Genomic DNA, 8,055 nt, shown 5'->3' with positions numbered 1-8,055 from the left:
GAAGCTCACGTGCTCGATCAGCCAGCCGATGCCCGCGCCCAGCAGCGTGCCGAACGGGTCCACCGCCAGCATGGCCATCGACGAGGCCGTGCCGATCGCGGCGAAGGTGATGTCGAGCACCTTCTCGGTCTCGGTCTCGGCGTCCTTGCCGATGGTCGTGATCATCTCGTCCCACGCCGAGATGAACAGCGAGCCCTTGAACTTGTTCTCCTCGGTGATCTCCATGCCAGGAGGGGAGGCGATGGGTGTTTCGGGGGCGGTCATGCTCGGGCCTTCCTGGTCACCACGGCTGGTTGTCGTCGTCCTCGTCGTCGGCCGGGCGCGACGGGCGCGCCGGGCGCGACGGGGCTTGCTGGACCGGCTGCGGCCGCGCCGGGGCGCGCTCCGGCTCCGGCTCCGCGTAGTCGCGCTCGTCGTCGTCGTCCTCGTCCTCGGTCCCGTCCGACGGGATGGAGTCCATGACGAACTGCATGGCCTCGGTGCCCTCGCCCAGGGGTTCGAAGGCCGCCACGACCTTGCTCGCGGCCTGCTTCTGCGCGGCGCGGGCGGTCTCCATGATCACCGCGGTCAGCCGGGAGGGCCCCAGGTCGCACGCCCGGTGGCCGAGTTCGATGTTCTGCAGGCCGCCGTTGGGGCCGACCGTGACCGTGACCGAGCCGTCGCGGCTGGAGACCGTGGCGCTGGCCGCCGCGTAGTTCTCCTGGAGGTCCGCCGACTTCTGCTGCAGATCGGCCAGCTTGGCCTCGAAGTTGTCGAGCCACTGCTGGGGGTCCAAGGTCAACCTCCTGGGGTGGATACCGGTGCACCCTTCAGTGCACCGGTATCCGCCAACGTGGCCCCAACGCGCCACCAACGGAGCAGTGGGTGCGGCCGACCAGGGGAGGAAGTGGTCGTGATGTGCGCCACGGGGGGAGAGCCGACCTGGAAACGGGGAGGTCGGGACCCCGCCGTTGGTCCCGACCTCCGCTGGGGACTACGGGTGAACACGCCACCCGGTTCACCGCTTGACAGCGCGTGACCGATCACTACGCGGTGATTCCGCCGGGTCACCATAAGTGGCGGAGTCGCCTGATGGCACCAACGATTAGGTCACGTGCGAGCCGGCACGTGCGCGAGCGTCGTTACCACGGGGTACGGTTCGCGACTCGGAGGCCCGACACCGCCGTCGGGATGTGTCTGCTCACCAGAGCAGGGAGGGAGACGAGCTGTGCGTCGTCGAATGCGCGGCGTCGCGGTGGCCGCGATCGCGCTGACCAGCGTTATGTCGATGGCCGCGTGCGCCAAGGACAACGGCGGCAACTCCGCCGGGTCCGGTTCGACCGGCACCGAGGGCGGCTGCAAGCTCAGCGAGAAGCCCCCGGCGGCGGCCGCTGCCAACACCACCAGCAGCGCCGCGGGCCAGAAGGTCGACGGCAGCTCGCTGAAGGTGGGTCTGGCCTACGACATCGGCGGTCGCGGTGACGCCTCGTTCAACGACTCCGCCGCCGCGGGCCTGGACAAGGCCAAGGCCGAGCTGGGCATCAAGCCGGAGAACATCCGGGAGCTGACCGCCGCCCCGAACGAGGCCGAGGACGCCAAGCTCACCCGCCTGCGCCAGCTCGCGAGCGAGGGCTTCAGCCCCATCATCACGGTGGGCTTCGCCTACGCCGAGTCGCTGAAGACGGTGGCCCCGGAGTTCCCGAACGTGAAGTTCGCCATCGTGGACGGCACGGTGGAGGGCGCGACCAACGTCACCCCGCTGGTGTTCGCCGAGGAGCAGGGCTCCTTCCTGGCTGGCGTCATCGCCGCCTACCAGTCCAAGAACTGCCACATCGGCTTCGTCGGCGGCGTGGAGACCCCGCTGATCGGCAAGTTCGAGGCGGGCTACGAGCAGGGCGCGAAGGCCGCCGCCCCGGACATCAAGATCGAGGAGAAGTACCTCACCCCGGCCGGTGACTTCTCCGGCTTCCAGGACCCGACCAAGGGCCAGGTCGCCGCGCAGGGCCAGATCGAGTCCGGCGCGGACGTGCTCTACCACGCGGCGGGCGCGTCCGGGAAGGGCGTGTTCTCCGCGGCCAAGGCGGCCAACGCCAAGGCCATCGGCGTCGACTCCGACCAGTACAACCAGGCCACCGTCGCCGAGTCCAAGGACGTGATCGTCTCGTCCATGCTCAAGCGGGTGGACGTGGCGGTGTACGACTACGTCGAGGCGGTCGCCAAGAACGACCTCTCCAGCCTGCCCAAGGTGTTCGACCTGAAGGTCGACGGCGTCGGCTACGCCACCTCCGGCGGCAAGATCGACGAGGAGCTCAAGGCGGTCCTCGAGGGGTACAAGGCCCAGATCATCGAGGGCAAGATCACCGTGTCGGACAAGCCGAGCAGCTGATCAGCCACCACCGCACCGGGCCCTGCGAGCACCACTCGCGGGGCCTGGTGCGTGGTTAGCCCCGGCGAAGGCCGGGAACCAGGAGTCCTTCCCATGAGCACTACGACCCCTGCCGTCGTCCTCTCCGGCATCACCAAGCGCTTCCCCGGCGTGGTGGCCAACAGCGACGTGCACCTGACCGTGAGAGCGGGCGAGGTGCACGCCCTGTGCGGTGAGAACGGGGCGGGCAAGTCCACCCTGATGAAGATCCTCTACGGGATGCAGCACCCCGACGAGGGCACCATCGAGGTCAACGGCAGGCAGGTCAGGTTCCGCACCCCGGCCGACGCCATCAAGGCGGGCATCGGGATGGTGCACCAGCACTTCATGCTGGCTGACAACCTGACCGTGCAGGAGAACGTCGTGCTGGGCGCGGAGTCGCTGCACGGCATCGGGGGCAAGGCCCGCAAGCGCATCCAGGAGTTGGCGAAGGCCACCGGGCTGACCGTCGACCCCGGCGTGCTGGTGGAGCGCCTCGGCGTGGCCGACCGGCAGCGCGTGGAGATCCTCAAGGTGCTCTACCGGGGCGCCAAGGTGATCATCCTGGACGAGCCGACGGCCGTGCTGGTGCCGCAGGAGGTGGACGAGCTGTTCGCCACCCTGCGCTCGATGCAGCGGCAGGGCTTCACCTTCCTGTTCATCTCGCACAAGCTGGACGAGGTGCGCGCGATCGCCGACTCCGTCACGGTGATCCGCCGCGGCACCACCGTCGGCACCGCCGACCCGAAGGCGGTCAGCTCCCGCCAGCTCGCCGAGATGATGGTCGGCAGCGAGCTGCCCAGCCCGGAGACCCGCGAGTCCACGGTCACCGACCGGGTGGTGCTGCGGGTGGAGAACCTGGGCCTGGTCGCCGAGGAGGGCACCCGCCCGGTGCTCGACCGCATCGACCTGGTGGTACGCGCGGGCGAGGTGGTCGGCATCGCGGGTGTCGAGGGCAACGGCCAGACCGAGCTGGTCGAGACGATCATGGGCATCCGCAAGGCCCACCACGGCCGGGTGCTGCTGGGCGACCGCGACCTGACGAAGCTGGGCACGCTGGCCCGGCGCGAGGCGGGCATCGGCTACGTGCCCGAGGACCGGCACCGGCAGGGCCTGCTGCTGGAGCAGCCGCTGTGGGCCAACCGCGTCCTGGGCCACCAGACCCGCGAGCCCGTCTCGCGCGGCCAGTGGCTGGACCTGGACGGAGCCAAGCGGGACACCCGGCGCATCGTCGAGGAGTTCGACGTGCGCACGCCGGGCATCGACGTGGCGGCGGCCGCGCTGTCCGGCGGCAACCAGCAGAAGTTGGTGGTGGGCCGGGAGCTGTCCGGCGCGCCCTCGCTGCTGATCGCCTCGCACCCCACGCGCGGTGTCGACGTGGGCGCGCAGGCGCTGATCTGGGACGCGATCAAGCGGGCCCGCGCGGCGGGGCTGGCGGTGCTGCTGATCTCCGCGGACCTGGACGAGCTGATCGGCCTGTCCGACACCATCAAGGTCATGCTGCGCGGCAGGCTGGTCGCCGACGCCGACCCCGGCACGGTCACCCCGGAGGACCTGGGCAGCGCGATGACCGGCGCGGGCGCCACGAGCGACGCGGTCCACGAAGCGGCGCAGGAAGTGGAAGGCGAGCGGTAATGGGAATCTTGCGCGGCAAGTTGCTGCCGCCCGCACTGGCGATCCTGTTCTCCGCGCTGCTGTGCGGGATCGCGCTGGTGGTCTCCGGCGCCAACCCGGCGCGGGCGTTCGGGGCGATGGTGTCGCAGGTCGGCCAGGGCACGACGCTGGTCGACATCATCAACAGCACCGGCACGTACTACATCGCGGCGCTGGCGGTGGCGATCGGGTTCCAGATGAACCTGTTCAACATCGGCGTCGAGGGCCAGTACCGGGTGGCCGCGGTGGTCGCCGCGGTGTTCGGCGGCTCGGTCGTGCTGCCGCCCGGCCTGCACGCGCTGGCCATCATCGTGGTCGCCGCGCTGGTCGGCGCCGCGTGGGCGGCGATCCCGGCGATCCTGAAGGTGACCCGCGGCGTCAACGAGGTCATCTCCACGATCATGATGAACGGCCTGGCGCTGGGCCTGGCCGCGTACCTGATCGGCGACGACGTCTTCGGCGAGCTGCGCGGCAACAACATCCGCACCCCGGAGATCGCCGAGAGCGGCTGGGTGCCCGGCATCTCGCTGGGCAGCTCGGGCACCATCTTCGGCCTGGTCTTCCTGGCCGCGCTGCTGGGCATCGGCTACTGGGTGATGATGAACCGCACCCGGTTCGGCTTCGAGCTGCGCGCCTCCGGCGAGTCCGCCACGGCCGCCGCGGCGGGCGGCGTCAACGCCAAGAAGATGGTGCTGATCGCGATGCTGCTGTCCGGGGCCATCGCCGGGCTGGTGTCGATGCCCGAGATCCTGGGCCGCGACCACACCTACAACCTGAACTTCCCGGCGGGCATCGGCTTCTCCGGCATCGCCATCGCGCTGCTGGGGCGCAACCACCCCGGCGGCATCGCCTTCGGCGCGCTGCTGTGGGCGTTCCTGGACAAGTCGGGGCTCGCGCTGGACAACGTGGGCGTGCCGAGGGAGATCGTGACGATCATGCAGGGCTCGATCGTGCTGTCGGTCGTCGTGGCCTACGAGGTGGTCCGCCGGGTCGAGCTGACCGCGCAGCAGCGCCGGGTCGGTCGTGAGCTGGAGGCCGCGTCGTGAGTACGTCGTTGATGAACCCCTCCGAGGCGCCCACCACGGTCCCGCCGCCGCGCAAGGCGCGCAGGCTGCCCGGCTGGGCGGTGGGCATGCTCGGCGTCGCGGGCGCGATCGTGCTGATGTCGACCACGTCCTACCTGACCGACGTGCCGCAGCTGACCTCGACCGGCACCATCCAGACCGCCGTGCGGCTGGCGCTGCCGATCCTGCTGGCGGGCCTGGGCGGGCTGTGGGCGGAGCGCGCGGGCGTGGTGAACATCGGCCTCGAAGGCATGATGATCATGGGCACCTGGGGCGCCGCGTGGGCGGGCTACCAGTGGGGCCCGTGGACGGCGCTGATCGCCGCCGCCGTGTTCGGCGCGCTGGGCGGCCTGCTGCACGCCATCGCCACGGTCACCTTCGGCGTCAACCACATCGTCTCCGGCGTGGCGATCAACCTGCTCGGCGCGGGCCTGACCAAGTACCTGTCGACGCTGCTGTTCTTCCCGGTCTCGCACAACCCGCGCGAGTCGCCCGCGGTGCCCAAGTTCGACACCTACTCGGCGGCGGGCCTGTCGGACTGGCTGGGCGAGCTGGAGGCCGAGCAGCGGGTGGGCCTGTCCGACGTGGCGGGCATCCTGCGCGGCCTGCTCACCGGCGTCTCGCCGCTGACCATGCTGGCCGTGGCACTGGTCGTGGGCAGCTACCTGGTGCTCTGGCGCACCCGGTTCGGCCTGCGGCTGCGCTCCTGCGGCGAGAACCCGGTGGCCGCCGAGTCGCTGGGCGTGAACGTCTACCTGTACAAGTACGCCGCGGTCATCGCCTCCGGCGCGCTGGCGGGCATCGGCGGCGCGGCACTGGTGCTCAACCCCGGCCAGCCCGGCTACCTGGAGGGCCAGACCAACGGCCGCGGCTACATCGGCCTGGCCGCGATGATCTTCGGCAACTGGCGGCCGGGCGGCCTGCTGGGCGGCGCGGCGCTGTTCGGCTACGCCGACGGGCTGCAGCTGCGCAGCGGCGGGCAGACCTTCCTGGCCCTGGTCTACGGCGCGGTGCTGCTGCTGGGCGCGATCGTGGTGTGGCAGCTGGTGCGCAGGCGCTGGTTCGCCGCCGCGGGCGGCATCGTCGCGGCGGTGCTGCTGTACGCGATCTACTACAGCCTCGACGAGGTGCCCGGCGAGCTGACCACCTACGCGCCGCACCTGGTGACGCTGGTGGTGCTGGCGGTGGCGTCGCAGCGGCTGCGGATGCCCGCCGCCGACGGGGTGGTGTACCGCCGTGGTTGACGCGGTGGGTGGCGCCGTGAGTGATGTCGAGGTCGACTGGGAGCTGCTGCGGGGCAAGGCCGTCGAGGCGGCCCAGTCGGCCTACTGCCCCTACTCGGGGTTGCAGGTCGGGTCGGCCGCGCTGTGCGACGACGGCCGGATCGTGGTCGGCTGCAACGTCGAGAACGCCGCGTACGGCGTCGGCCTGTGCGCGGAGTGCACCATGGCCGGGCAGCTGCGGCTGACCGGCGGCGGGCGGTTCGTGGCCGTGGCCTGCCGGAGTGGTCTCGGTGAGCTGCTGATGCCGTGCGGTCGGTGCAGGCAGATCCTGTACGAGCTGGGCGGCGCGTCGTGCCTGGTGGACACCCCGTCCGGGGTACTGCCGATGAGCCGCGTGCTGCCCGATGCGTTCGGACCGGAGGACCTGCCGTGACCCACCCCGTGACTCACCCCGTGATTCACACCGCCGTGGACGTCATCAGGGCCAAGCGGGACGGCCTGCGGCTGACCGACGACCAGATCGACTGGGTCGTCGACGGCTACACCCGCGGCGTGGTGGCCGACGAGCAGATGTCCGCGCTGGCCATGGCCATCTACCTCAACGGCATGGACGCGGCGGAGACCGCGCGGTGGACGCGGGCGATGGTGCTGTCCGGGACCAGGCTGTCGCTGGAGGTCGGGCGGCCCACCGTGGACAAGCACTCCACCGGCGGCGTGGGCGACAAGATCACCCTGCCGCTGGCCCCGCTGGTGGCCGCCTGCGGCGCGGCGGTGCCGCAGCTGTCCGGGCGCGGCCTCGGGCATACCGGCGGGACGCTGGACAAGCTGGAGGCCATCCCCGGCTGGCGGGCCCAGCTGTCCGAGGACGAGGTGGTCGCCCAGCTGCGCTCGGTCGGCGCGGTGATCTGCGCGGCCACCACCGGTCTGGCCCCGGCCGACCGCAAGCTCTACGCGCTGCGCGACGTGACCGGCACGGTGGAGTCCATCCCGCTGATCGCCGGCTCGATCATGTCCAAGAAGATCGCCGAGGGCGCGCAGGCGCTGGTGCTGGACGTGAAGGTCGGGTCGGGGGCGTTCATGAAGTCCCTGGACCAGGCGCGGGCGCTGGCGCACGCGCTGGTGGACATCGGCGTGGACCACGGGCTGCGGGTCTCGGCGCTGCTGACGGACATGTCCGTGCCGCTGGGGCGGGCGGTCGGCAACGCGGTCGAGGTCGCCGAGTCGGTCGAGGTGCTGCGCGGCGGCGGCCCCGAGGACGTGGTGGAGCTGACCCTGGCGCTGGCGCGGGAGATGCTGGCCCGCGCGGGCGTCGACGCCGACCCGGCGGCCGTGCTGGCCTCCGGCGAGGCGTACGAGACGTGGGCGCGGATGATCCGCGCGCAGGGCGGCGACCCGGACGCGCCACTGCCCGTCGGGGCGCACAAGCACGTGGTCGAGGTGCCCGAGGACGGCGTGCTGACCACGTTGGACGCCTACGCGGTGGGTGTGGCGGCGTGGCGGCTGGGAGCCGGTCGGGCGCGCAAGGAGGACCCGGTGCAGGCCGGGGCCGGGGTGATCTGCCTGGCCAAGCCGGGGGACGTGGTGGTGGCGGGCCAGCCGTTGCTGGAGCTGCGCACCGACACGCCCGAGGCGGTGCCCGCGGCACTGGAGGCGCTGCGGGGCGGCATCGTCATCGGCGACACCCCCGTCCCCGCCACCCCTCTCATCCGCGAGACCCTCCGCGGCTGACCCA

At 71.5% G+C, this 8,055-nt stretch carries 7 protein-coding genes and 1 pseudogene; 6 read left to right on the top strand and 2 right to left on the bottom strand.

Going from position 1 to position 8,055, the window contains the following annotated elements; all coding sequences use genetic code 11:
• Positions 1 to 225 (bottom strand): annotated as a pseudogene (locus tag IEZ00_RS37055) (hypothetical protein); the annotation flags it as partial.
• A gap of 55 nt (positions 226 to 280) precedes the next feature.
• A complete protein-coding gene (locus IEZ00_RS24820; protein ID WP_189225724.1) occupies positions 281 to 775 on the bottom strand; it encodes a YbaB/EbfC family nucleoid-associated protein in 495 nt (164 codons plus the stop codon).
• 444 nt (positions 776 to 1,219) lie between these two features.
• Here IEZ00_RS24820 and IEZ00_RS24815 point away from each other — a divergent pair, with 444 nt between their 5' ends.
• The 6 genes from IEZ00_RS24815 (at position 1,220) to IEZ00_RS24790 (ending at position 8,051) form a co-directional block, all read left to right on the top strand.
• On the top strand, positions 1,220 to 2,365 hold the full coding sequence (locus IEZ00_RS24815) for a BMP family lipoprotein (protein ID WP_189225751.1): 1,146 nt from the start codon (positions 1,220 to 1,222) through the stop codon (positions 2,363 to 2,365).
• 93 nt (positions 2,366 to 2,458) lie between these two features.
• Positions 2,459 to 4,018 carry an ABC transporter ATP-binding protein gene (locus tag IEZ00_RS24810; protein WP_189225723.1) on the top strand — a complete coding sequence of 520 codons (1,560 nt, stop codon included), beginning with the start codon at positions 2,459 to 2,461 and terminating at the stop codon, positions 4,016 to 4,018.
• Positions 4,018 to 5,082 carry an ABC transporter permease gene (locus tag IEZ00_RS24805; RefSeq protein ID WP_189225722.1) on the top strand — a complete coding sequence of 355 codons (1,065 nt, stop codon included), beginning with the start codon at positions 4,018 to 4,020 and terminating at the stop codon, positions 5,080 to 5,082. Before IEZ00_RS24810 ends, IEZ00_RS24805 begins: the two co-directional genes overlap by 1 nt.
• The gene (locus tag IEZ00_RS24800; protein ID WP_372448497.1) at positions 5,079 to 6,344 is read left to right on the top strand and encodes an ABC transporter permease; all 1,266 of its coding nucleotides are present in this window, start codon (positions 5,079 to 5,081) and stop codon (positions 6,342 to 6,344) included. Before IEZ00_RS24805 ends, IEZ00_RS24800 begins: the two co-directional genes overlap by 4 nt.
• 16 nt (positions 6,345 to 6,360) lie before the next feature.
• Entirely contained in the window at positions 6,361 to 6,756 is a 396-nt protein-coding gene (locus tag IEZ00_RS24795) for a cytidine deaminase (protein WP_189225721.1), read from the top strand.
• Between the two features lie 20 nt (positions 6,757 to 6,776).
• The gene (locus IEZ00_RS24790; RefSeq protein WP_189225749.1) at positions 6,777 to 8,051 is read left to right on the top strand and encodes a thymidine phosphorylase; all 1,275 of its coding nucleotides are present in this window, start codon (positions 6,777 to 6,779) and stop codon (positions 8,049 to 8,051) included.
• Positions 8,052 to 8,055: the final 4 nt, after the last annotated feature.

It is taken from the genome of Saccharothrix coeruleofusca (assembly GCF_014648515.1).
Lineage (GTDB): Bacteria > Actinomycetota > Actinomycetes > Mycobacteriales > Pseudonocardiaceae > Actinosynnema > Actinosynnema coeruleofuscum.
This window is presented reverse-complemented; position numbering and strand designations above follow the sequence as displayed.

Coding starts and splice junctions, on each gene's coding strand:
- IEZ00_RS24815 (WP_189225751.1), top strand. CDS start 1,220: ATGCGCGGCGTCGCGGTGGCCGCGATCGCGCTGACCAGCGTTATGTCG.
- IEZ00_RS24810 (WP_189225723.1), top strand. CDS start 2,459: ATGAGCACTACGACCCCTGCCGTCGTCCTCTCCGGCATCACCAAGCGC.
- IEZ00_RS24805 (WP_189225722.1), top strand. CDS start 4,018: ATGGGAATCTTGCGCGGCAAGTTGCTGCCGCCCGCACTGGCGATCCTG.